At 56.4% G+C, this 23,310-nt stretch carries 35 protein-coding genes; all 35 read right to left on the bottom strand.

Translation table 11 applies throughout. From position 1 onward, the window contains the following. Nucleotides 1-24: 24 nt before the first annotated feature. The 35 genes from crcB to rpsL all read right to left on the bottom strand — a co-directional run bounded on the left by crcB (nt 25) and on the right by rpsL (nt 23,251). Complete coding sequence (crcB, locus tag ACOSDR_RS06540) at nt 25-405, bottom strand: fluoride efflux transporter CrcB (protein WP_420725101.1); 381 nt, start codon at nt 403-405, stop codon at nt 25-27. Nucleotides 406-476: 71 nt separating this feature from the next. Further along, the gene (locus ACOSDR_RS06535; RefSeq protein WP_420730710.1) at nt 477-1,223 is read right to left on the bottom strand and encodes a TerC family protein; all 747 of its coding nucleotides are present in this window, start codon (nt 1,221-1,223) and stop codon (nt 477-479) included. Between the two features lie 10 nt (nt 1,224-1,233). After that, nucleotides 1,234-2,574, bottom strand: coding sequence for a replication-associated recombination protein A (locus tag ACOSDR_RS06530; RefSeq protein ID WP_420730709.1), 1,341 nt, complete (start codon nt 2,572-2,574; stop codon nt 1,234-1,236). A 4-nt stretch (nt 2,575-2,578) separates the two neighbouring features. Then, nucleotides 2,579-4,003, bottom strand: a complete 1,425-nt coding sequence (locus ACOSDR_RS06525) for a Do family serine endopeptidase (RefSeq protein WP_420730708.1) — start codon at nt 4,001-4,003, stop codon at nt 2,579-2,581. A gap of 143 nt (nt 4,004-4,146) precedes the next feature. After that, a complete protein-coding gene (rplQ, locus tag ACOSDR_RS06520; protein ID WP_420725105.1) occupies nt 4,147-4,563 on the bottom strand; it encodes a 50S ribosomal protein L17 in 417 nt (138 codons plus the stop codon). Between the two features lie 113 nt (nt 4,564-4,676). Beyond that, nucleotides 4,677-5,711, bottom strand: a complete 1,035-nt coding sequence (locus tag ACOSDR_RS06515; protein WP_420725106.1) for a DNA-directed RNA polymerase subunit alpha — start codon at nt 5,709-5,711, stop codon at nt 4,677-4,679. Nucleotides 5,712-5,836: 125 nt separating this feature from the next. Then, the gene (rpsK, locus tag ACOSDR_RS06510; protein WP_420725107.1) at nt 5,837-6,223 is read right to left on the bottom strand and encodes a 30S ribosomal protein S11; all 387 of its coding nucleotides are present in this window, start codon (nt 6,221-6,223) and stop codon (nt 5,837-5,839) included. Between the two features lie 73 nt (nt 6,224-6,296). Continuing rightward, a complete protein-coding gene (gene rpsM, locus ACOSDR_RS06505; protein ID WP_420725108.1) occupies nt 6,297-6,665 on the bottom strand; it encodes a 30S ribosomal protein S13 in 369 nt (122 codons plus the stop codon). Nucleotides 6,666-6,976: 311 nt separating this feature from the next. After that, the gene (locus ACOSDR_RS06500) at nt 6,977-7,621 is read right to left on the bottom strand and encodes an adenylate kinase (protein WP_420725109.1); all 645 of its coding nucleotides are present in this window, start codon (nt 7,619-7,621) and stop codon (nt 6,977-6,979) included. Then, nucleotides 7,618-8,970 (bottom strand): preprotein translocase subunit SecY, encoded by a 1,353-nt coding sequence (gene secY, locus ACOSDR_RS06495; RefSeq protein ID WP_420725110.1) that lies wholly within the window; start codon nt 8,968-8,970, stop codon nt 7,618-7,620. The genes ACOSDR_RS06500 and secY overlap by 4 nt, the downstream gene beginning before the upstream one ends. A gap of 211 nt (nt 8,971-9,181) precedes the next feature. After that, on the bottom strand, nt 9,182-9,721 hold the full coding sequence (rplO, locus tag ACOSDR_RS06490) for a 50S ribosomal protein L15 (protein WP_420725111.1): 540 nt from the start codon (nt 9,719-9,721) through the stop codon (nt 9,182-9,184). 55 nt (nt 9,722-9,776) lie between these two features. Continuing rightward, entirely contained in the window at nt 9,777-9,971 is a 195-nt protein-coding gene (gene rpmD / locus ACOSDR_RS06485) for a 50S ribosomal protein L30 (RefSeq protein WP_420725112.1), read from the bottom strand. After that, nucleotides 9,964-10,581, bottom strand: a complete 618-nt coding sequence (rpsE, locus tag ACOSDR_RS06480; protein ID WP_420725113.1) for a 30S ribosomal protein S5 — start codon at nt 10,579-10,581, stop codon at nt 9,964-9,966. The genes rpmD and rpsE overlap by 8 nt, the downstream gene beginning before the upstream one ends. Nucleotides 10,582-10,599: 18 nt before the next feature. After that, nucleotides 10,600-10,962: a 50S ribosomal protein L18 gene (gene rplR / locus ACOSDR_RS06475; protein ID WP_420725114.1), complete on the bottom strand. Its 363-nt coding sequence runs from the start codon at nt 10,960-10,962 to the stop codon at nt 10,600-10,602. Between the two features lie 12 nt (nt 10,963-10,974). Continuing rightward, the gene (rplF, locus tag ACOSDR_RS06470; protein ID WP_420725115.1) at nt 10,975-11,514 is read right to left on the bottom strand and encodes a 50S ribosomal protein L6; all 540 of its coding nucleotides are present in this window, start codon (nt 11,512-11,514) and stop codon (nt 10,975-10,977) included. Between the two features lie 16 nt (nt 11,515-11,530). Then, nucleotides 11,531-11,929, bottom strand: coding sequence for a 30S ribosomal protein S8 (rpsH, locus tag ACOSDR_RS06465; protein ID WP_420725116.1), 399 nt, complete (start codon nt 11,927-11,929; stop codon nt 11,531-11,533). A 13-nt stretch (nt 11,930-11,942) separates the two neighbouring features. Then, the gene (rpsN, locus tag ACOSDR_RS06460; protein ID WP_420725117.1) at nt 11,943-12,248 is read right to left on the bottom strand and encodes a 30S ribosomal protein S14; all 306 of its coding nucleotides are present in this window, start codon (nt 12,246-12,248) and stop codon (nt 11,943-11,945) included. A 19-nt stretch (nt 12,249-12,267) separates the two neighbouring features. Continuing rightward, nucleotides 12,268-12,828, bottom strand: a complete 561-nt coding sequence (gene rplE, locus ACOSDR_RS06455; RefSeq protein WP_420725118.1) for a 50S ribosomal protein L5 — start codon at nt 12,826-12,828, stop codon at nt 12,268-12,270. A gap of 35 nt (nt 12,829-12,863) precedes the next feature. Continuing rightward, the gene (rplX, locus tag ACOSDR_RS06450; protein WP_420725119.1) at nt 12,864-13,181 is read right to left on the bottom strand and encodes a 50S ribosomal protein L24; all 318 of its coding nucleotides are present in this window, start codon (nt 13,179-13,181) and stop codon (nt 12,864-12,866) included. A 1-nt stretch (nt 13,182) separates the two neighbouring features. Then, nucleotides 13,183-13,551: a 50S ribosomal protein L14 gene (gene rplN / locus ACOSDR_RS06445; protein ID WP_420725120.1), complete on the bottom strand. Its 369-nt coding sequence runs from the start codon at nt 13,549-13,551 to the stop codon at nt 13,183-13,185. A 28-nt stretch (nt 13,552-13,579) separates the two neighbouring features. After that, nucleotides 13,580-13,819, bottom strand: a complete 240-nt coding sequence (gene rpsQ, locus ACOSDR_RS06440; RefSeq protein WP_420725121.1) for a 30S ribosomal protein S17 — start codon at nt 13,817-13,819, stop codon at nt 13,580-13,582. Nucleotides 13,820-13,850: 31 nt separating this feature from the next. Beyond that, nucleotides 13,851-14,063: a 50S ribosomal protein L29 gene (gene rpmC / locus ACOSDR_RS06435; protein ID WP_420725122.1), complete on the bottom strand. Its 213-nt coding sequence runs from the start codon at nt 14,061-14,063 to the stop codon at nt 13,851-13,853. Between the two features lie 12 nt (nt 14,064-14,075). Then, nucleotides 14,076-14,489 carry a 50S ribosomal protein L16 gene (gene rplP / locus ACOSDR_RS06430; protein WP_420725123.1) on the bottom strand — a complete coding sequence of 138 codons (414 nt, stop codon included), beginning with the start codon at nt 14,487-14,489 and terminating at the stop codon, nt 14,076-14,078. Between the two features lie 120 nt (nt 14,490-14,609). After that, nucleotides 14,610-15,323, bottom strand: a complete 714-nt coding sequence (gene rpsC / locus ACOSDR_RS06425) for a 30S ribosomal protein S3 (protein WP_420725124.1) — start codon at nt 15,321-15,323, stop codon at nt 14,610-14,612. Further along, on the bottom strand, nt 15,323-15,703 hold the full coding sequence (gene rplV, locus ACOSDR_RS06420; RefSeq protein WP_420725125.1) for a 50S ribosomal protein L22: 381 nt from the start codon (nt 15,701-15,703) through the stop codon (nt 15,323-15,325). The genes rpsC and rplV overlap by 1 nt, the downstream gene beginning before the upstream one ends. A 2-nt stretch (nt 15,704-15,705) precedes the next feature. Beyond that, on the bottom strand, nt 15,706-15,984 hold the full coding sequence (gene rpsS, locus ACOSDR_RS06415; protein ID WP_420725126.1) for a 30S ribosomal protein S19: 279 nt from the start codon (nt 15,982-15,984) through the stop codon (nt 15,706-15,708). Between the two features lie 11 nt (nt 15,985-15,995). After that, nucleotides 15,996-16,826 (bottom strand): 50S ribosomal protein L2, encoded by an 831-nt coding sequence (gene rplB / locus ACOSDR_RS06410; protein WP_420725127.1) that lies wholly within the window; start codon nt 16,824-16,826, stop codon nt 15,996-15,998. Between the two features lie 38 nt (nt 16,827-16,864). Continuing rightward, nucleotides 16,865-17,152 (bottom strand): 50S ribosomal protein L23, encoded by a 288-nt coding sequence (locus ACOSDR_RS06405; RefSeq protein WP_420725255.1) that lies wholly within the window; start codon nt 17,150-17,152, stop codon nt 16,865-16,867. A gap of 32 nt (nt 17,153-17,184) precedes the next feature. Beyond that, entirely contained in the window at nt 17,185-17,805 is a 621-nt protein-coding gene (gene rplD, locus ACOSDR_RS06400) for a 50S ribosomal protein L4 (protein WP_420725128.1), read from the bottom strand. A 13-nt stretch (nt 17,806-17,818) separates the two neighbouring features. Beyond that, nucleotides 17,819-18,613: a 50S ribosomal protein L3 gene (gene rplC / locus ACOSDR_RS06395; protein ID WP_420725129.1), complete on the bottom strand. Its 795-nt coding sequence runs from the start codon at nt 18,611-18,613 to the stop codon at nt 17,819-17,821. Nucleotides 18,614-18,629: 16 nt separating this feature from the next. Next, nucleotides 18,630-18,938 carry a 30S ribosomal protein S10 gene (gene rpsJ / locus ACOSDR_RS06390; RefSeq protein ID WP_169626973.1) on the bottom strand — a complete coding sequence of 103 codons (309 nt, stop codon included), beginning with the start codon at nt 18,936-18,938 and terminating at the stop codon, nt 18,630-18,632. A 101-nt stretch (nt 18,939-19,039) separates the two neighbouring features. Then, a complete protein-coding gene (tuf, locus tag ACOSDR_RS06385; protein WP_420725130.1) occupies nt 19,040-20,230 on the bottom strand; it encodes an elongation factor Tu in 1,191 nt (396 codons plus the stop codon). Nucleotides 20,231-20,300: 70 nt separating this feature from the next. Beyond that, a complete protein-coding gene (gene fusA / locus ACOSDR_RS06380; protein WP_420725131.1) occupies nt 20,301-22,379 on the bottom strand; it encodes an elongation factor G in 2,079 nt (692 codons plus the stop codon). 12 nt (nt 22,380-22,391) lie between these two features. Next, nucleotides 22,392-22,862, bottom strand: a complete 471-nt coding sequence (gene rpsG, locus ACOSDR_RS06375; RefSeq protein ID WP_420725132.1) for a 30S ribosomal protein S7 — start codon at nt 22,860-22,862, stop codon at nt 22,392-22,394. Nucleotides 22,863-22,879: 17 nt separating this feature from the next. Continuing rightward, nucleotides 22,880-23,251, bottom strand: a complete 372-nt coding sequence (gene rpsL, locus ACOSDR_RS06370; RefSeq protein WP_420725133.1) for a 30S ribosomal protein S12 — start codon at nt 23,249-23,251, stop codon at nt 22,880-22,882. Between the last annotated feature and the right edge of the window lie 59 nt (nt 23,252-23,310).

Below are 23,310 nucleotides of genomic sequence, written 5' to 3'. Positions count from 1 at the left end.
GTCTCTCCTAGAAATTATAAGGCATCAGCCCAGAATTGCGCGCGCCAGCATCATGCCGGCATAAAGGCCCAGCACAGCAAGGCAAACCGACCCCAGAGTGTAAAGCGCCGCCATTCCAAGATGCCCCCGGTTCAACAGGGAGACAATCTCCAGCGAGAATGTCGAAAATGTCGTAAAGGCACCCAGAACACCCACCGCCAGAAAGGCGCGCAGATTTGGCATCGGTTCCGCCAGATGCATAAAGACCTGAACCAGCACGCCCATCAGAAAGGATCCCAGAACATTCGTGACGAAAATTCCCCACGGGAACCCATCCCCGGTCCAGCGCATAACCTGGGCGGCGAAATAGTGACGGGCCAGCGCACCAACAGCGCCCCCCGCCGCAATGGCGATAATCGGGTTCATAAAAGACGTTATGCTGCGCCAATCAGCCAGATGCAAGGGCTGCTATCGGCAATTTCGAAACTCTGCCAAGACTAGTGCATCTGTCCCTTTCGCTTTCGGGTGCGCCTGGCCAGCATATTCAAAGCCTCAACACCGCCAGAAAATGCCATCGCCGCATAGACATACCCTTTTGGAACATGGACGCCAAAGCCATCTGCAATCAACAACATCCCAATCATCAGCAGGAAGCCCAGCGCCAACATCACAACTGTGGGATTCTGCTCAATAAACCGCGCCAGGGGACCACTGGCGACCAGCATCAGAATGACCGACACAATCACAGCACAGATCATGATGGGCAAATGTGGAGTCATCCCCACGGCGGTCAGGATACTGTCCAGGGAGAAAACCAAATCCAAGGCCAGAATCTGGACAATGGTAAGGCCGAAATTCATCACAACAGCGCGTTTGGGGTCGATTTCTTCTTCCACATCCGGGTCAACGGAATGGTGAATTTCCGTGGTGGCCTTCCAGACCAGGAACAATCCGCCCGCAATCAGTATGATGTCACGCCAGGAAAACTCTTCCCCAAAAACAGCAAATATCGGGTCGGTCAACCCGACCAGCACGAATAACAGACTCAACAGTAACAGGCGCATGATCAGCGCCCCGCCGATCCCGATCGTGCGGGCACGGGCGCGGTTTTCTTCCGGCAATTTATTGGTCAGGATGGAGACAAAGACCAGATTGTCGATCCCCAGCACGATCTCCATAACGATCAGGGTCAAGAGCGCAATCCAGGCTGCTGGGCTGGCGACTAATGTGAGTATCTCTTCCATTCCAGGTCCCCTAATCCGTATCTGTTTCGCGGCGTTTGCGCCGAAGGCCATCCCAGTATTCTAAACGCTTCTTGATTTCCCGCTCGAACCCACGTTCCACTGGTTGGTACAGGGAAACGCGCGACATGGATTCTGGAAAGTAATTCTGGCCCGAAAACCCATCCGGGGCATCATGATCATAGGCATAGCCTTTGCCATAGCCCTGGTCCTTCATCATCGATGTCGGCGCATTCAGGATGTGTTTGGGCGGCATCAGGGAGCCGGTTTCCTTCGCCGTGCGCCGCGCCGCTTTATAGGCTGTGTAGGCAGCATTGGATTTCGGGGCGGTCGCCAGATAGATTACCGCCTGAGCCAGCGCCAATTCCCCTTCCGGGCTGCCCAGCCGTTCATAGGTATCCCACGCCATCAAGGCCTGATGCGCCGCCTGAGGATCTGCAAGACCGATATCTTCATAAGCAAAACGAGCCAATCGCCGCGCGACATACAGAGGGTCTTCGCCGCCTTCCAAAATTCGGGCGAACCAATACAGCGCCCCATCACAATCCGATCCGCGTAAGGATTTATGCAAGGCACTGATCAGGTTGAAATGGCTATCCTGATGTTTGTCATAGACCGGCAGGCGTTTCTGAACCACACCGGCCAGGCCTTTCGGGGTCAGCTTTTCCGTGGTGCCCAGGGCAAACAGCGCTTCGGCCATGTTCAAAAGATACCGGCCATCGCCATCGGCCATGGCAATCAGGGCAGTGCGCGCGTCATCATCGATGGGCAGGCTGCGCCCTTCTGTTTCCTCAGCGCGCAGCAGCATTTCGCGCATCGCAGCCTCATCCAACCGGTTCAGGACAAAGACCTGACACCGCGACAACAGCGCAGCATTCAGTTCAAAGCTGGGGTTTTCCGTCGTCGCCCCGATCAGAATGATGGTGCCATCTTCCACCACTGGCAGGAATCCATCCTGTTGCGCGCGATTGAAGCGATGGATTTCATCAACAAAAAGCAACGTTCCCTGCCCGGCCTGGCGACGGGAAAGGGCGCGATCAAAAACCTTGCGCAAATCCGCCACGCCGGAAAAGACAGCCGACAGGGGCTCGAACACCAATCCGCTGCCTTCTGCGATCAGGCGCGCCAATGTGGTCTTGCCACAGCCCGGCCCACCCCACAGGATCATGGAGGTCAACCGCTTGTTATCCAGCATCCGGCGCAGGCTGCCCTGGGGCCCGATCAGGTGATCCTGACCATAGACTTCTGTCAGGTCCTTTGGGCGCAACCGATCCGCCAGGGGGCGGGGGGCATCTGCTTCGAACAGACCACCAGACAGTCCACCACCTGACACTCCGGGGGGCGGCGTTGCCATGCTGTCACCGGGCTTCGATGGTTCGGGTTTCCCCGTTGCGATCAAACACCATGCGCCATGTCCTGGGCGGATCAGACAAGACGTCGCGCAAATCTTCCGTCAGCTTGATCGCATAGTCATTCACAGATTTCAGCAAATCACCCGGACGCAGCCCCATCCGCGCGGCCGGTGATCCACGGGCAACTTCCATCACCATCACCCCAGAGCGATCCAATCGCAGATTTAATTCCTCCGTCAATGCCGGCGACAGATTAACAAAAACCGCACCCGCAAAGGGAGCATTGCTGCGCACCACGACCGGGTCTTTCGGGGGGTCTTCCGGCGGCACTTGCAACACGAAGTCTGCTTCCATCGCGGTGCCGTCCCGCAGAAATCTGAGTTTTACAGTCTGACCGACCCCTTTGGTCGCCACCCGGAAACGCAGGTTTTGGGCATCCTCAATAATCTTCCCATCTGCGCTGAGAATGATATCGCCCGATTTCAGGCCGGCCTGATCGGCAGGACCGTTCTGGCGCACATGTTCAACGATCAGGCCATGGGGAACATCCATTCCCAAGGCATTGGCAATATCCCAATCCACCACCTTGCTGTCAAAACCCAGCCAGGGGCGCAGCAGGGGCGTTCCAGATGTCGCGCTGGTCAGAATGGCTTTTACCATGATCGATGGAATGGCGAACCCGATGCCCTGGGACCCGCCGGTCTTTGAGAATATCGCTGTATTGATTCCGATGATCGACCCATCCATTGCAACCAACGCGCCCCCGGAATTGCCGGGATTGATCGCGGCATCGGTCTGGATAAAAGATTGATAGTCCGAGATATCCAGCGATGTTCGCGCCAGACCCGAAACAATCCCACTGGTCACCGTCTGACCAACGCCAAAGGGATTGCCAATCGCCAGCACCAAATCCCCAACCGCAACGGCATCAGAATCCCCCAGCCTGCCAACGGGCAAGGCCCCTTTTACATCGACCAATTGCAGGACCGACAGATCCGTGCGCTCATCCGATACCAGCACTGTTGCTTTAAATTCGCGCCGATCCCGCAGGATCACCTGAATATCATCCGCATCGGCGATCACATGATGGTTTGTCACAACCAGTCCAGACTCGGAAACAATGACGCCCGACCCCAGGGAGTTTTCCTGGCGGCGCTGTTGGGTACCGGGAAAGGCATTGCCGAAAAACCGCTGAAAGAAGGGATCGCTGAACAAGGGACTTTGCGGTCCCCGGGCGGCCACTGTCTTGCGGGTGTAAATATTCACAACCGCAGGAGCAACCGCATCCACCAAGGGCGCATAGCTGAGTCGTACCTGTTGCGCTGATTGGGGGACGACAGGCGTTGTTTCGGCGATGGCCCCTTGAGGAAGGGCCAACAGTCCGAAGAGCAGAACAACGCGGGGAATGAATTTCATGAATGTATCTCGCATGGCGGTAATCTAAGCATTCCATCGGTGTTTGGGAAGGCATTGCGACAATCCTTCCTGAACCAGACGCCGACAGAAAATCAGCCTAAAGAAAAAGGGCGGCCCGATTTCGGAACCGCCCTTCTGTCAATTCAGTGGCTTGCGCCTTATTCTTCAGTTTCGACCTTTTCAGCCACAGGACCGCTGTCCTGACCCTTGGCCAATTCGTCGCGTTCAACCAGTTCGATCACGGCCATCGGCGCGTTGTCGCCATAGCGGAAACCGGCCTTCAGAACGCGGGTATAACCGCCCGGGCGCGATTCATAGCGCGGGCCCAATACGTCGAACAGCTTCTTGACCATGGTTTCATCGCGCAGTTGCGAATAGGCCTGGCGGCGGCGATGCAGGCCACCCTTTTTGCCAAGCGTGATCAGCTTTTCCGCGACGCGCTTCAACTCTTTGGCTTTCGGCAGCGTGGTCACGATCTGCTCGTGTTTGATCAGGGCATTGGACATATTGGCAAACATCGCTTTGCGGTGTTCGGCTGTCCGATTAAGTTTCCGTCCGTCTTTCAGGTGCCGCATGGCTTTCGTCCTTTAAAATAACAATGGTTTCGGGTGCGTCTCCGCCGGTCGCTCTAGGCTACAGCCGACGGGGGACTTGAACGCGGTACTCTTACGCGCTGGGAAAGTCCTTCTTAAAAGGGCTCTTCCAGTTTCTTGGCCAGATCTTCGATATTCTCAGGCGGCCAATTGTTGATTTCCATACCCAGTGACAGACCCATCTGGCCCAGCACTTCCTTGATTTCGTTCAGCGACTTGCGACCGAAATTCGGGGTCCGGAGCATTTCCGATTCCGTCTTCTGAACCAGATCGCCGATATAGACGATGTTGTCGTTCTTCAGGCAGTTGGCAGAGCGAACCGACAGTTCCAATTCGTCGACCTTGCGCAGCATGTTCTTGTTGAACGGCAGTTCCGACGGGCGATCTTCTTCGGTACGGATTTCCGGCTCTTCGAAGTTGATGAAGACCTGAAGCTGATCCTGCAACACGCGGGCGGCCAGGGCTACGGCATCATCCGGGGTAACCGCGCCATTGGTTTCCAGCGACATGGACAGCTTGTCATAGTCGGTGACCTGACCAACGCGGGTATTTTCCACCTTGTAGGATACCTTGCGGACCGGGCTGAACACGGAGTCGACCGGGATCAGGCCGATTGGCGCATCTTCCGGACGGTTCTGGGTCGCAGGCACATAGCCCATGCCATTTTCAACGGTGAATTCGATGTTCAGTGACGCACCGCTGTCCAGCGTGCAGAGCGGCAGGTCGGGGTTCATGACTTCGATGTCATGGCCGGTTTCGATCATGCCAGCGGTCACTTCACAAGGACCTTCACAGGACAGGCGCATCTTCTTCGGGCCTTCGCCATGCATACGCAGAGCCAGGGCTTTCACATTCAAGACGATGTCAGTGACATCTTCCCGCACACCCTGGATCGAGGAGAATTCGTGCAATACGCCATCGATCTGGATTGCGGTGACCGCAGCGCCCTGCAAAGAGCTGAGCAAAACGCGACGCAGGGCATTCCCCAGCGTCAGGCCAAAGCCACGTTCCAGCGGCTCAGCAACAACAGTCGCGATGCGACGGGCATCATAGCCCGAGGCGATTTCCAGCTTCTTCGGCTTGATCAGGGCTTGCCAGTTCTTCTGGGCGTTCGCGGTAACATCATTCATGTTGGTTCTCGCCTCACAGCTAAAGTAAAAAAGGATCCTGCCTTATAATTCGATCCTATCAGATCGATGGCGGGATCGCGGCGCGCCCCATCCCGAAATCAGGGATGGGATCGCAAGCCGAAGAATTAAACCCGACGACGCTTGCGCGGACGGCAACCATTGTGGGGAATGGGGGTGACGTCGCGGATACCGGTAATCTGGAACCCAACCGACTGCAGCGCGCGCAGCGCCGACTCACGCCCTGAACCAGGACCCTTCACATTGACTTCCAGGGTCTTGACGCCGTGGTCCTGTGCCTTGGCACCCGCATCTTCCGCCGCCATCTGTGCCGCGAAAGGAGTGGATTTCCGACTGCCCTTGAAGCCCTTAGAGCCTGCAGACGACCAGGAAATCGTGTTTCCCTGCACATCGGTGATGGTGATCATCGTATTATTGAACGTCGAATTCACATGGGCGATGCCCGCTGCGATATTCTTCCGCTCTTTACGCTTACGAACCGGAGCCTTAGCCATAGTCTATTCCGTCCTTCATTTCGCACGCGGGTACAGAAATGCCCCGCGCCGCCCTGCCAACTGGCAGACCGTATTACTTCTTCTTACCAGCGATCGCGCGGGCAGGGCCCTTGCGGGTGCGCGCATTCGTGTGGGTGCGCTGACCCCGAACCGGCAGGCCCTTGCGGTGACGCAGGCCGCGATAGCAACCAAGGTCCATCAGACGCTTGATGTTCATCGCGACTTCACGGCGCAGGTCACCCTCTACCGTATAGTCCCGATCGATCACTTCACGGATCCGGGCCAGTTCATCTTCCCCCAGCTCGTTCACGCGCTTGGTGGGATCAATGGTGCATTTGCCCAAAATCTCTACAGATTTCGCAGGGCCAATGCCGGTAATGTAAGTCAGCGCGACCAGCACTCGCTTGTTGGTCGGGATGTTAACGCCGGCGATACGTGCCACGTCGCGTACTCCTTCAAACGTGTTTAGGAGACGTCTGCGACGTCTCCATCGATCAACTCAGATTACGATCAGATCAATTTTTTGAACTTTTTTAAGTCCGTCTCTTGATCTGCCTGGACCCTATCGGTCCCAAATTCGATTCAACTGCATGGCGTGACTCGCGAAGTCGCTTATATTTCAAGCGCTTCTGGACAACCACCCAGTAAAGCGCGCGGAGTATAGGGAAAACCGCCCGCTTGTCAACGCACCACCACCCTGAAAACATCCAGAGTTTCAGTTTTTCTTACACCATCATGACAAGGGTCTCGATCTTAACCGAGCACCTTCTCGATTTGACGGGTTACTTCGTCCATATCGGCCATGCCATCTACAGATTTCAGCATGCCCTTATCCGCATAATACGGCAGGATTGGCGCCGTCTGTGCGTGATAGGCTTCCAACCGTGATGTCACGGTTTCCGCATTGTCATCGGCGCGACGCTTAAACTCTGTCCCGCCGCATTTGTCACATATGCCTGGCTTTGCCGGCTTATGAAATGTGTCGTGATATCCCTGACCACAGGTCCCACAGGTATAACGCCCGGTGATCCGCTCTGTCAGTGCCGCGTCATCAACCTTCATTTCGATGACCGCATCCAAGGTCATACCTTTTTCTTCCAGCATCCCGTCCAGGGCTTCGGCCTGCGCAACCGTGCGCGGGAAACCGTCCAGGATAAAACCATTATTGCAGTCCGGCTGGTCAATGCGGTTGCCAATAATGCCAATCACCAGGGCATCGGACACCAGTTTGCCCGCATCCATCACAGCCTTTGCTTCCTTGCCCAGGGCGCTTTCGCTTTGTACTTCGGCGCGCAGCATATCGCCGGTAGACAATTGCACCATGCCGCGAGATTCTTCCAGACGCTTCGCCTGGGTTCCCTTCCCCGCGCCGGGCGGACCCAGCAGAATGATGTTCATCGTTTTTTCCCCCGCAGCTTGGACTTCTTGATCAGCCCTTCATACTGATGCGCAATCAAATGGCTTTGAATTTGCGTTACCGTATCCATCGTCACCGTGACAACAATCAACAACGTCGTTCCGCCAAGATAAAAAGGAACAGACAGGTTGGCGATCAGAATTTCCGGCAGGATACAAACGATTGCCAGATAGGCCGCACCAATCACCGTCAGGCGTGTCAGGACATAATCCAGATAATCAGCCGTATTCTTGCCGGGGCGAATCCCTGGAACAAAACCACCATTGCGCTTCAGATTGTCAGCGGTGTCGGTTGGATTGAACACAACTGCGGTATAGAAAAACGCAAAGAACACGATCATCGAGACATACAAGGCCAGATACAGGGGCTGACCATGGCCCAGATTGGCCGTCAGGAAGGACAGAATCCCACCATCAGTGCTGGACGGGCCAGAGAAATTAGCGACCGTCAACGGCATCAACAGGATCGAGCTTGCGAAAATCGGGGGGATCACGCCTGCCGTGTTAAGCTTCAACGGCAGGTGTGAGCTGTCGCCGCCAAACATCTTATTGCCAACCTGGCGCTTGGGATACTGAACCAGAATTCGGCGCTGAGCCCGCTCGACAAAAACAATGAACACAATCACAGCCACCGCCAGGATCAAAACACCCAGCAACAGGGGAGTGGACAGCTGGCCGCTGCGGCCCAGTTCAAAGGTCGCAGCCAGGGCAGCAGGGAAACCAGCCACAATCCCGGAGAAAATAATCAGCGAAATACCGTTACCGACGCCCCGCTGGGTGATCTGTTCGCCCAGCCACATCATGAAAACCGTCCCGCCAACCAGCGTGATAACCGCAGAGGCCCGGAAGAACATGCCCGGATCCACAACAGCACTGGCCCCGGTTGAGGTTTGCAGACCTTCCAGACCAACAGCGATCCCATAACCCTGAACCACAGCCAGAACGACGGTCAGGTAACGGGTATACTGATTGATTTTCTTGCGGCCGGTTTCGCCCTCTTTCTTCAATTGCTCCAGCGTTGGAAACACGGTGGTCAGCAACTGCATGATAATAGAGGCGGAAATGTATGGCATGATGCCAAGCGCAAAAATTGCCATGCGCCCGATGGCCCCGCCCGCAAAGGCGTTGACCATATCCAGCACGCCGCCGCGCTGTTGTTCGAAAATGTCATTCAGGATGGTCGGATCAATGCCCGGCAGAGGAATATAGGTTCCGATCCGGTACACAATCAATGCGCCAAGGGTAAACCACAGTCGCTGCTTAAGCTCTGTCGCTTTCGCGATCGAGCTGAAATTGAAGTTCGCTGCCAGTTGTTCCGCGGCTGATGCCATGGGTCTGTCCCGTCCTCATCCTCTGACCACCGGGGCGCGGATCCCACTTCTTCAGGAGGCTGAAGCCTGCAGGGACGCCCTGTGTGTGCACACATACCGTATATACGAGCATCGTATATAGGAAATGCGCGAGCGGGGCGAAAGGACTTTATCTCGTCTCATCGCCCCGACCCGCGCGTTACCGTCCGACCCTTGCGGGCCAGCAGAAGTCTTACTTTGCGGCGAGCCGCGCTTCGCGTTTTGTTGCCGCTTCTTTGCGACGCGCGACGCGCTTGCCTTCCTTCTTTGCAACCGGGGTCGGCACAGTGACAGAGCCACCGGCTTTTTCCACCGCATCGACTGCCGTTTTAGAAGCACCCGCAATGTCAAAATTGATCTTAGCCGTCAATTCCCCATTGCCCAACAGGCGCACGCCATCCCGGGCCTGGGTCAACAGACCGGACGCGACCAGCGCAGCCGCATCCACGGTCTTGCTGATGTCCAGCTTGCCGTCGTCGACCCATTTCTGGACGCGACCGATATTGACGGTGACAAAGTTCTTGCGGCTGACATTGTTAAAGCCGCGTTTCGGCACACGCCGATACAGCGGCATTTGCCCGCCTTCGAAACCATTGATCGACACGCCCGTGCGGGATTTCTGCCCCTTTACACCGCGACCACCGGTTTTGCCCTTACCGGACCCGGCACCACGGCCAACACGCATGCGGTCCTTGCGGGACCCTTCGTTGTCGACGAGTTCGTTGAGTTTCATGATACGCATCCTCAAACGCTTGCGAAAAGACGGTTGCTGGGGACAGTCCCCGGCGTTACTTGGTCTCTTCGACGATTTCCACCATGTGATGGACCTTGCGGATCATTCCGCGCACCGACGGGGTATCTTCCAACACCCGCGTGCGGCCCATCTTGTTCAGGCCCAGCCCGATCAGCGTGTCACGCTGTTCTTTGGGGCGACGGATCGGGCTACCGATCTGACGCACGGTCAGGGTTTTCTTATCAGCCATTGCTCATCGCCTCCTGGGCGCTGTTGTCCACGCCGTCATCACGACGACCGACCAGATCAGCGACCTTCAAGCCCCGACGGGACGCCACCATACGCGGTGACTGGCTGTTTTTCAGCCCGTCAAAAGCAGCCTTGATCATGTTATAGGGGTTGGACGTGCCAATAGATTTGGCAACAATGTCCTGAACGCCCAGGGCTTCAAACACCGCACGGGTTGGACCCCCTGCGATAATTCCCGTTCCCGGAGGGGCTGCGCGCATCATCACACGACCGGCACCGAAATGCCCCTTGATGTCATGGTGCAATGTGCGACCTTCCCGCAACGGCACGCGGATCATTGTCTTGCGGGCCTGTTCGGTCGCCTTGCGGATCGCTTCGGGCACTTCACGCGCCTTGCCTGATCCGAAGCCAACACGACCCCGGCCGTCCCCGACAATTACCAACGCGGCGAAGCCAAAGCGACGCCCACCCTTCACGACCTTGGCGACGCGATTGATCGCGACCAGCTTTTCGGTCAGATCCGGTTCGTTGCTGTCCCGGTTGCTATTGTCGCGGTCCCGATCGCGTCCGCGACCTTTACCACCACCATCTTCTCTCGGTCCTCGTGCCATATCAGCGGCTCCCGACTCTTAAAACGTCAGACCGGATTCACGCGCGGCATCCGCCAGCGCCTTCACCCGACCATGGAATTTATACCCGCCGCGATCAAAGACCACGACTTCTACACCAGCGTCTTTTGCCCGTGCCGCCAGCAATTTGCCGACTTCTGAAGCAGCCTCTACCGTTGCACCGGTCTTCAGCTTCCCTTTCAGATCCTTGTCGATCGAAGACGCTGCAGCCAGGGTACGCCCTGCCTGATCGTCAATGATCTGTGCATAGATCTGTTTGGAAGAGCGGAACACCGACAACCGCGGACGCCCATTCGCAAGTTTGCGGACCTTGAAGCGGGTCCGCTCTTTACGACGCTCGAATAATTCTTTCGTCTTGAGCATTTTACCCGTTCCTTACTTCTTCTTACCTTCTTTACGAAGGATGGTCTCGTCCGAATACTTAACGCCTTTGCCTTTGTAAGGCTCTGGCGGCCGATAGGCGCGAATTTCGCTGGCAATCTGACCGACGCGCTGTTTAGAGGCGCCGGAAATCGAGATCACGTTGCTCTTGTCGCCTTCCACAACGATCTTCAGATCGCTGGGGATTGGGAAATTCACGTCGTGGCTGAAACCAAGCGACAGCTTCAGGGTAGACCCCTGAACCGCCGCGCGATATCCAACGCCGTTCACTTCAAGACGCTTTGTGAAACCGGTGCTTGCCCCTTCAACCGCGTTTGCGATCAAGGCGCGGGTTGTACCCCAGGCCTGACGGGCGCGTTTGGTTTTCAGCAACGGGGTCACTGTGACCTTGCCGTCGTCAATCGTGACTTCGACATTTTCCAGAACCTTAACCAGCTGTTCGCCATTCTTGCCCTTGGCAGTAATGACGCCGTTGGCCAGCGTTACATCTACGCCGCTGGGGATCGTTACTGGATTGATACCAATGCGTGACATCGTTCTCTCCTCCCGATCAATAAACGCGGCAAAGGATCTCGCCACCGACATTCGCTTCGCGGGCTTCGGCGTCAGACATCACACCCCGGGGGGTAGAGAGGATCTGAATGCCAAGGCCGTTGTAGAAACGGGGCAAATCCTTAATTTTTGAATAGACGCGACGGCCCGGCTTGGACACGCGCGACACTTCCCGAATGGCGGGTTCGCCATCTGAGTATTTCAATTCGATCGACAGCTCCCGGATACCCTGGCGGACTTCCGACTCAGAATAACCACGGATGAACCCTTCGCGCTTCAATACGTCCAGAACACGCATGCGCATGTTGGATGCAGGAACCGGAACCACGGCCTTGCGGGCGTGTTGACCGTTACGAATGCGGGTGAGCATATCGCCAAGCGGATCACTCATAGACATGACTTGATCCTCCTTACCAGCTTGACTTGACCACACCGGGGACAAGGCCAAGAGAGGCCATGTCGCGCAGCGCGATACGGGAAATACGGAACTTGCGGTAGAAGGCGCGCGGACGCCCCGTGATTTCGCAACGATTGCGCACACGGATCGGGCTCGCATTCTTCGGCAGGCTATCCAGCTTGATCACCGCCGCGAACCGCTCTTCCGGAGCAAGGTCGCGATTGTGGATCAGTGCCTTAAGCGCCTCACGTTTTTTCGAATAACGCTTGGACAGCTTACGGCGGCGATTGTTCTTTTCAATGGAGCTTTTCTTAGCCATTGGATTTCTCTCCTCCGCCTTACGCTTTTTCGAACGGCATATTGAACTTGGTGAGCAGGCTCAAAGCCTCCTCATTCGTTCCTGCCGTCGTGCAGATGATGATATCCATGCCGCGAACGTCTTCTACCTGATCGTATTCGATCTCAGGGAAAACAATCTGCTCGCGCAGGCCCATGGCATAGTTGCCGTATCCATCGAAGCTTTTGGCACTGATACCGCGGAAATCGCGAACGCGCGGCAGCGCGATGTTGATCAGACGGTCCAGAAATTCCCACATGCGGTCCGCGCGCAGCGTAACCTTGCAGCCAATTGCCATGCCATCACGGATTTTAAAGCCCGCGACGGATTTCTTGGCTTTGGTCGATACCGGCTTTTGCCCGGTGATCTGCGCCATTTCCGCAATTGCGTTCGTCAGCTTCTTACGGTCTGCCGACGCTTCGCCGACACCCATATTGACGACAATCTTGTCCAGCCGCGGCACCTGTAGGGCATTTTTGTACCCAAATTCCTGCAACAGGTCAGCTTTAACCTTCTCGTCGTAAAGCTGCTTCAGCCGCGGGACGTAACGATCTTCAGCCATCGCTCGTATCCCTTACCTTCCTAAAACCGTCGCCCTTAGGCGTCGATATTTTCGCCGGATCGCTTGGCAAAACGTACCTTGCGACCGTCCTCGAGAGTTTTGAAACCAACGCGAGTCGGTTCCCCTGTTTTCGGATCCTTGATCGCCAGGTTAGACAAGTCGATCATGGCTTCCTTTTCAACGATACCGCCCTGGGTCGTCTGGCTGGGGCGGGTATGGCGCTTGACCATATTCACACCCTGCACAGTGGCCCGGTTTTCTTTCGGCAGAACCGTCAGAACTTCACCTTCTTTGCCCTTATCGCGGCCCGACAGGACCACAACAGTGTCGCCTTTTTTGATCTTCGCAGCCATATCAGATCACCTCCGGCGCCAGGGAAACGATTTTCATGAACTGTTTGGCGCGCAGTTCGCGCACGACCGGGCCAAAAATACGCGTGCCGATCGGCTCTTTCGTTTTGTTGATCAGAACCGCCGCATTGGTATCGAACTTAATGGTCGATCCATCCGGACGGGCGATTTCCTTACGGGTCCGCACGATAACGGCGCGATGAACCGCACCCTTTTTCACGCGGCCGCGTGGAATGGCTTCCTTCACCGATACGACGATAATATCGCCAACCGATGCGAAGCGGCGTTTTGAACCGCCGAGCACCTTGATGCACTGGACTTTCCGGGCACCGGAATTGTCCGCTACATCGAGTGTGGTTTGCATTTGAATCATTGCACCTACTCCCGATCAGGTATCGACGTTAAGCGTCCGCGCCGACCAGCAATTCCCAAGACTTACGCTTGGAAATCGGCCGACATTCGCGGATGCGGACGTGATCGCCCACTTGCGCCGTGTTGTTTTCGTCATGCGCCATGAATTTCTTCGACAAGCGCACGAATTTTCCAAATACCGGATGCTTAACCCGGCGTTCGACCTTGACCACGATGGTCTTGTCAGTCGCGTTGGAGACCACTGTCCCCGTAAGAATGCGTTTCGGCATGAATCCGAACCTCCGTCTAAATCCGCGACCGTTAAGCCGTGGTTGCCTGCGCGGCGCGCTGGCGATCATTCATCAATGTCTTGATACGCGCGATATCGCGGCGCACCACCTGAACCCGCGCGGTATTTTCCAACTGGCCACCGGCCGCCTGGAAACGCAGGTTGAATTGTTCTTTTTGCAACTCGGTCAGTTGCGCTTTCAATTCGTCGTCCGTCTTGGGACGCAGATCCGTGATCTTGGTCATGACTTTGCTTCCTTACCCACCAATGCGGGTGACAATTTTGCACTTAATCGGCATCTTGGCGGCCGCAAGTTCAAATGCCACTGTGGCCAATTCAGGCGCCACGCCGTCCATTTCAAACATCACGCGACCAGGCTTGACGCGGCAGGCCCAAAATTCAACGGACCCTTTACCTTTACCCATCCGGACTTCGGCAGGCTTTTGCGTGACCGGCACATCCGGGAAAATACGAATCCACACCTTACCCTGACGCCGAATGTGGCGGACCAGAGCACGACGGGCGGCTTCGATCTGACGTGCGGTAACACGGCCCGGCTCCATGGCTTTCAGGCCGATCGAACCGAAGTTCAGCGCGGTTCCACCCTTGGCATTGCCATGGATGCGGCCTTTATGCTGCTTGCGGTACTTCGTGCGCTTCGGTGACAACATCGTCTTGAACCCATTTTCTTAGAGGGGCGGATCATCAGACCCAGCCCATCATGTTCGCTTTCAGTGTCCAGCCGCCCAACAGAGGCGACCCTCAATTCCGGCAAACCCTTGCCGATAGTCTTAGCGGTTGCCACCGCCCGTATTGCCGGTGCTGGACGACGCTGTGCCGCCCTGTTCCGCCAAACGCTTGTCTTGGGCATATGGATCATGGGCCATGATTTCGCCCTTGAAGATCCAGACCTTTACACCACAGATCCCGTAGGTCGTGGCTGCTTCAGCCGTGCCATAATCGATATCCGCGCGCAACGTGTGCAGCGGCACCCGACCTTCGCGGTACCATTCCGTGCGCGCGATTTCCGCGCCGCCCAAACGGCCACCACAATTGATCCGGATGCCTTCTGCGCCCATGCGCATGGCATTTTGTACCGCACGCTTCATGGCGCGACGGAAAGCAACGCGACGCTCAAGCTGCTGCGCAATGTTTTCAGCGACCAGCTTGGCATCCAGTTCCGGCTTGCGGATTTCGATAATGTTCAGCGCGATGTCACCGCCAAAGCGGGTCGACAAATCACGACGCAACTTTTCGATATCCTGACCCTTGCGACCGATCACAACACCCGGACGGGCAGTATGAATGGTTACACGGGCGCGGCCTGCCGGACGCTCAATCACCACACGGGAAATCCCGGCGGCCTGCAGCTTGTCCTGCAGATAGGCACGCATTGCAACATCTTTATGCAACAATTCTGCATAATTCTTATCGGCGTACCAACGAGAGTCCCATGTGCGGTTGATTCCAACGCGCAGACCGACTGGATTGATTTTCTGACCCATTATGCGGCCTCCTCACGCTCACGCACCACAATGGTGAGATTTGAAAACGGCTTTTGAATTTTGCCGACGCGACCGCGCGCCCGGGGGCGCATGCGTTTCATCACGAAGGCCTTGCCGACGAATGCTTCTTTGACATACAGCCGGTCAACGTCCAGCTGGTGATTGTTTTCCGCATTGGCCACAGCCGATTCCAGAGCCTTCTTCACCGTGTCCGCAATGCGACGATGCGTGAAGGTCAGATCATGCAATGCCGAACCGACATCTTTGCCACGGATCATCGTCGCGACCAGGTTCAGCTTTTGCGGGCTGACCCGGATCGAGTGGAGGACCGAGCGGGCTTCCGTATCGGTCAGCGACCGTTCTCTTGCCGACTTACCCATCGTTACTTCCTCTTCGCCTTTTTATCAGCCGCGTGACCGTAATAGGTCCGGGTCGGCGCAAATTCACCGAATTTGTGGCCGATCATCTGCTCATTCACCATAACGGGAATGAATTTCTGACCGTTGTGAACGCCGAACGTCAATCCGACGAATTGCGGCAGAATGGTGGAGCGGCGGGACCAAGTTTTGATCACCTCCTTGCGGCCTGAATCGCGAGTCTTTTCTGCCTTTTTGAGAAGGCTCAACTCCACGAAGGGCCCTTTCCATACCGAGCGTGCCATGGTCTCTACCCTTACTTCTTCGCGTTACGGCGGCGGATAATGAATTTATCCGTCGACTTGTTGGAACGGGTGCGCTTGCCTTTGGTCGGCTTGCCCCACGGGGTCACCGGATGGCGACCACCAGAGGTGCGGCCTTCACCACCACCATGCGGGTGATCGACCGGGTTCATGACAACGCCACGAACTGACGGGCGCTTGCCCAGATGACGATTACGACCTGCTTTACCCAGGTTGATGTTCTGCTGATCCGGATTTGATACCGCACCGACCGTCGCCATGCATTCCGCACGAACGACGCGCAATTCACCAGAAGACAGCTTCAACTGAGCATAGCCCTGATCACGACCAACCAACTGGGCATAGGTCCCAGCGGAACGGGCGATCTGACCGCCCTTGCCCGGCTTCATCTCCACATTGTGGATGATGGTACCAATCGGCATATTGGCCATGGCCATCGCATTGCCGGGCTTCACATCGACCTTCTTACCGGCGATGATCTTGTCACCGGCTTTGAGGCGCTGCGGGGCCAGGATATAGCTCAGCTCACCGTCGTCATATTTGATCAAGGCGATGAACGCCGTGCGGTTCGGATCGTATTCCAGCCGTTCCACAGTCGCCGAAACATCATGCTTCAGGCGCTTGAAATCCACGACGCGATAGCGGCGCTTTGCCCCACCGCCACGACGGCGCTGGGTAATGCGACCAGTATTGTTGCGTCCGCCATGCTTGTGCAGGCCTTCGGTCAGGGACTTAATCGGGTCCCCTTTATGAAGGTCTGAGCGGTCGACCAGAACCAGACCGCGCTGGCCTGGTGTGATCGGTTTATAGCTCTTAAGCGCCATTGCTTAACTCCTCTTTCGATCCGGTCTATCGATACGGCTTAAATGCCGGCACCGACGTCGATCGAATGCCCTTCTTCCAAACTCACCACAGCCTTTTTCCAGTCGCTGCGCACGCCCAAGCGGCCTTTAAAGCGCTTGGTCTTGCCTTTTACCAGCAACGTGTTCACGGCCTTTACCTTCACATCGAAGATCTTTTCGATCGCCGATTTGATTTCCGGTTTGGTCGCGTCATTGGCCACTTTGAAAACAACCTGACCATGTTCGCCAGCCAGCGTTGCCTTTTCGGTGATCACTGGTGCCAAGATGATGCGGTACATCCGCTCCATCGTAGGCGTCGATTTGTTGAAATATCTCCAGCTCATTTTAACCGTGCCTCCAGACCTTCGACGGCCGCTTTGGTCAAGACCAGCGTGTCGCGGCGCAGGATGTCGTAAACGTTGGCGCCCTGGGTTGGCAGAACATCGATATTCGGAATGTTCTGTGCAGCCAGCGCAAAATTGCGATCAAGTTCCGCACCGCCAACGATCAAGGCATTCGCCAGACCCATTGCGGCCAGTTGAGCCTTCAACAGCTTCGTCTTTGGCTCCGATGACAGCGCATCGTCCAGGATGATCAGCTTGCCAGCCGTCGCTTTCGACGACAGGGCATGCATCATGGCCAAACGACGGACCTTTTTCGGCAGATCAATCGAATGATCCCGAGGAGTCGGTCCGAATGCGCGCCCACCACCGCGGAAATGCGGGGCTTTACCGTTACCCTGACGGGCACGACCGGTGCCCTTCTGGCGGTAGATTTTGGCGCTGTTGCCGTTGATTTCTGCCCGGTTTTTGACCTTGTGGGTCCCGGCCCGACGCTTCGCCAACTGATAGTTGACCATGCGTGCAAGGATGTCCTTGCGAGGCTCGAGCCCGAAGATGGCATCGCTTAGATCGATGTCACCAGCGGCCTTATTGTCGAGCGTGAGGATTTTGGTTTTCATTGTCCCTTACCCCTTACGCGCCGGACGGCTCGCCGTCGGTTTCAGATTCGACCGCAGGCGCTTGCGTTGCATCAGAAACCGGTGCGTCATCGGCGGCTGCCGCGACGGGGGTTTCATCTTCAACCGGCGCATTGGTCGGCTTGAGCGACGCCGGCGACGGAGCGCCTTCCGGCAAAGCTTTTTTCACGGCATCCTTCAACAGGATCCAGGCATTCTTGGAACCAGGAATGGCACCCTTCACCAGGATCAAGCCACGAGTAACATCCGTTTGCACGACTTGCAGATTCTGCTTCGTGATCTGGCTGGCACCCATATGACCGGCCATTTTCTTGCCCTTGAACACCTTACCCGGATCCTGACACTGACCGGTGGAGCCATGGGAACGGTGCGAGACAGACACACCGTGGCTGGCCCGCAGACCGCCGAAGTTGTGTCGTTTCATCGCGCCGGCAAAGCCCTTACCGATGGTGATCCCCGTGGCGTCGACCCATTGGCCGGCCAGGAAATGATCCGCCTGAAGCTCGTCGCCTGGGGCCAGCAGGTTTTCCGCATCTACACGGAATTCCGCCAGCTTGCGCTTCGGCTCCACGCTGGCCTTCGCGAAATGACCGCGCATGGCTTTGGTGGTGTGTTTCACCTTACGCTTGCCCAGACCCAGCTGCACCGCAGTGTAGCCATCGGTTTCCTGGGTGCGCACGGCAGTGACTTGCAGCCCGTCCATCTGCAGCACGGTCACTGGCACATGGGTGCCATCTTCCGTCCAGATGCGGGTCATGCCCAATTTCTTAGCGATAACGCCGGTTCTCATCGTTCCGTCCCCCGCGTCAGAGCTTGATTTCGACGTCGACACCAGCAGCCAGGTCGAGCTTCATCAGCGCGTCCACGGTCTGTGGGGTCGGGTCCACGATGTCCAACACGCGCTTATGCGTGCGAACTTCAAACTGCTCACGGCTCTTTTTATCGATGTGCGGCGAGCGCAACACCGTGAACTTCTCAATGCGCGTCGGAAGTGGGATAGGACCCCGTACTTCTGCGCCCGTCCGCTTAGCGGTGTTACAGATCTCCTTGGTCGACTGATCGAGGACCCGGTGATCAAACGCCTTAAGGCGGATACGAATGTTCTGGCTTTCCATGCCGTTCACCCTCTGTCATCCCCGCCCGCACTCATATGAGCCGTTTTGGGGAAGGCTTGCGGCAGTCTCCACCGTGGAGACCGCCGCTGTGTCTACTGTTATTACTTAATGATCGACGCGACGACGCCTGCACCGACGGTGCGTCCGCCTTCGCGGATAGCAAAGCGCAGACCTTCGTCCATGGCGATCGGGGCGATCAGTTCGACCTGCATCGACACGTTATCACCCGGCATCACCATTTCCGTGCCTTCCGGAAGTTCGACCATACCGGTCACATCCGTCGTGCGGAAATAGAACTGAGGACGATAGTTCGTGAAGAACGGCGTGTGACGGCCCCCTTCATCCTTCGTCAGAATATAGGCTTCGCCCTTGAAGACCGTGTGCGGCGTGATCGAGCCCGGCTTCGCCAGAACCTGTCCGCGTTCCACATCATCCCGGCCAACACCGCGCAACAGCGCGCCAATGTTGTCGCCCGCTTCGCCGCTGTCCAGCAGCTTGCGGAACATTTCAACACCCGTCACAACCGTCTTCTGCGTCGCCTTGATGCCGACGATTTCAATTTCTTCGCCAACCTTCACAATGCCCGTCTCAACGCGGCCCGTCACAACAGTCCCACGACCAGAGATCGAGAACACGTCTTCGATCGGCATCAGGAACGGACGATCCTTCGGGCGTTCCGGCTGAGGGATATAGCTGTCAACAGCCGCCATCAGTTCCAGGATCTTCGCCTTGCCGATCGCTTCGTCACGGCCTTCCAATGCTGCCAGGGCAGAACCGGCAATAATCGGAATATCGTCGCCAGGGAAATCATAAGACGACAGCAGGTCGCGCACTTCCATCTCAACCAGTTCCAACAACTCTTCGTCGTCAACCTGGTCAACCTTGTTCAGGAACACAACAATCGCAGGAACGCCAACCTGACGCGCCAGCAGAATGTGTTCGCGGGTCTGTGGCATCGGGCCGTCCGCGGCGTTCACAACCAGGATCGCGCCATCCATCTGTGCCGCGCCCGTGATCATGTTCTTCACGTAATCCGCGTGGCCAGGGCAATCAACATGCGCATAGTGACGCGCATCCGTCATATACTCAACGTGCGCCGTGTTGATCGTGATACCGCGCGCCTTCTCTTCTGGCGCCTTATCAATGTTCGCGTAATCCATGAACGACGCGCCGCCGGTTTCCGCCAACACTTTCGTGATCGCTGCCGTCAACGTCGTCTTACCATGGTCAACGTGACCAATCGTGCCGATGTTGCAATGCGGCTTCGTACGCTGGAACTTTTCCTTACCCATGTCTCTTCTCCATACCCGGTCGGCGCTGTGCCGACTGATTCAAATTCAATCAGGCGTTAATCCACGAGGATCAGGCCAATTTTGCTTTCACCTCGTCGGCAACCGCTTGCGGCACCGGCTCATAGTGGTCGAACTGCATCGTGTACTGGGCGCGACCCTGGCTCAAAGAGCGCAGCGTGTTCACATACCCGAACATGTTTGCCAGCGGTACGCTTGCATTCACAACCCGGGCGATGCCGCGCTGATCCATGCTGCTGACCTGACCCCGACGGCTGTTCAAGTCGCCAATGATGTCGCCCATGTAATCGTCTGGTGTCACCACCTCGACCTTCATGATCGGCTCCAGCAAACGTGCGCCAGCTTTTTCCATTGCCTCGCGGAACGCAGCCCGCGCGGCGATTTCAAACGCCAGAACCGAGGAGTCAACATCGTGATACGCGCCGTCTACCAAGGTAACCCCGAAATCGATAACCGGGAAACCGGCCATGATCCCGCTGCCCATCTGGGAAACAATACCCTTCTGAACGCCAGGAATGTATTCCTTGGGAACCGACCCGCCGACAATCTTGCTTTCGAAGGTGAAGCCTTCGCCTGGCTCATGCGGTTCAAATTCAAGCGTGATCTTAGCGAACTGACCTGACCCACCGGTTTGCTTCTTGTGGGTGTAGTCCACGGTAACCTTCTTCGTGATGGTTTCACGATAGGCAACCTGCGGCGCACCGATATTTGCGTCCACCTTGAATTCCCGCTTCATGCGGTCAACCAAAATATCCAGGTGCAATTCGCCCATGCCGGCAATGATGGTCTGGCCTGATTCTTCGTCGGTCTTCACGCGGAAGGACGGATCTTCAGAGGCCAAACGCTGCAGCGCCTGGGACATTTTTTCCTGGTCAGACTTGGTCTTCGGCTCGACCGCGATTTCGATAACCGGATCCGGGAATTCCATCCGTTCCAGAATGATCGGGTTTGCCGGATCGCACAGCGTATCGCCGGTCGTGGTGTTCTTCAGACCTGCAATAGCGACGATATCGCCCGCCATGGCTTCCTTGATGTCTTCCCGGCTGTTTGCATGCATCAACAGCATACGGCCGACGCGCTCTTTATTCTCTTTAACCGAGTTCTGAACATAGGAACCGGCTTCCAGAGACCCAGAATAAACGCGGCAGAAAGTCAGGGATCCAACGAATGGGTCAGACATGATCTTGAAGGCCAGCGCAGAGAAAGGCGCTTCATCAGACGTCTTGCGTTCCAGCTTGGTTTCCAGATCCTTCACCGACACACCCTGGACGTTATCAACGTCTTTCGGGGATGGCAGGAAATCGACAACCGCATCGAGCAGCGTCTGAACACCCTTGTTCTTGAACGCGGTTCCGTTCAGCACGGGCACGAATGCGCCGGCCAGAGTGCCACGACGGATGCATTTATTCAGCGTATCGATATCGGGCTCTGTGCCTTCCAGATAGGCTTCCATGGCTGCATCATCAAATTCAACGACGAGCTCCACCAGCTTGTGGCGATATTCTTCGGCCTTGTCTTTCATATCGGCAGGGATGTCGACATATTCAAATGCCGCGCCCAGATCTTCACCCTTCCAGACAACGTGCTTCATGCGCACCAAGTCGATCAGGCCGTCATATTCGGATTCAGAACCAACCGGCAGATTGATGATGCACGGCGTTGCGCCCAGACGGTCGACAATCATATCGACACAGCGATAGAAGTCGGCACCCATGCGGTCCATCTTGTTGATGAAGCACATGCGCGGCACTTTATATTTATCAGCCTGGCGCCAGACCGTTTCGGACTGAGGCTCGACACCAGCAACCGCATCAAACACAGCAACGGCACCATCGAGCACCCGCAGGCTACGCTCCACCTCAATGGTGAAATCCACGTGGCCGGGAGTATCGATGATGTTGACGCGGTGATCCCGCCAGAAGCAGGTCGTCGCAGCAGACGTGATCGTGATGCCGCGCTCTTGCTCCTGCTCCATCCAGTCCATGGTCGCATTGCCATCATGAACTTCACCGATCTTATGAGACCGACCGGTATAGTACAGGATGCGTTCAGTAGTGGTCGTCTTACCCGCATCAATATGGGCCATAATGCCAATATTGCGGTAGCGATCGATCGGGGTCTGGCGTGACATCAGTGTCGCTCCTTACCAGCGATAATGGGAGAAAGCGCGGTTCGCATCAGCCATTTTATGCGTGTCTTCACGCTTTTTAATGGCGGCGCCGCGATTGTTTGAAGCATCCATCAACTCACCGGACAGACGCTCAATCATGGTGTTTTCAGACCGCTTGCGGGCCATATCGATCAACCAACGGAACGACAGAGCCTGGGCACGGGTCGGGCGAACTTCGACCGGCACCTGATAGGTCGCACCACCAACACGGCGGGAGCGCACTTCCAGATGCGGCTTCACATTTTCCACGGCTTCGTGGAAAACCTTGATCGGATCCACACCGCCCTTGCCCGCCATGCGGTCAAGTGCACCATAGACAATCCGTTCAGCCGTGGATTTTTTACCATCCAGCATCACAGAATTGATGAATTTCGACAGCACGAGGTCACCGAATTTTGCATCCGGGATGATCTCACGTTTTTCTGCACTATGACGACGTGACATTTCTTAAAGACTCCCGATCACTTCGGACGTTTCACGCCGTATTTCGAACGACGCTGTTTACGGTCTTTCACGCCCTGTGTATCGAGCGTGCCGCGAATGGTGTGGTACCGCACGCCGGGCAAATCCTTTACCCGTCCGCCGCGGATCAGCACAACCGAGTGTTCCTGAAGGTTGTGGCCTTCACCCGGAATATAGCTGGTCACTTCGTACCCATTTGTTAAGCGGACACGCGCAACCTTACGAAGGGCCGAGTTCGGCTTCTTCGGCGTGGTTGTGTAAACGCGCGTACATACGCCGCGTTTCTGCGGGCACGCTTCCAGAGCGGGAACTTTTTCCCGGACCGGTTTGTCTTTCCGCGATTTGCGGATCAGCTGGTTGATCGTCGGCATATGATCTTCCCGTCGCCGTTTCTATCTCTTAGGCGGCCCTCACGGCAGCCCGCTGTCTA

This window comes from Hwanghaeella sp. 1Z406 (assembly GCF_048892425.1).
Classification (GTDB): Bacteria; Pseudomonadota; Alphaproteobacteria; order UBA8366; family Aestuariispiraceae; genus Pacificispira.
Note: the sequence above shows the minus strand (reverse complement) of the source record. Positions and strands in the feature narration are given on the sequence as shown.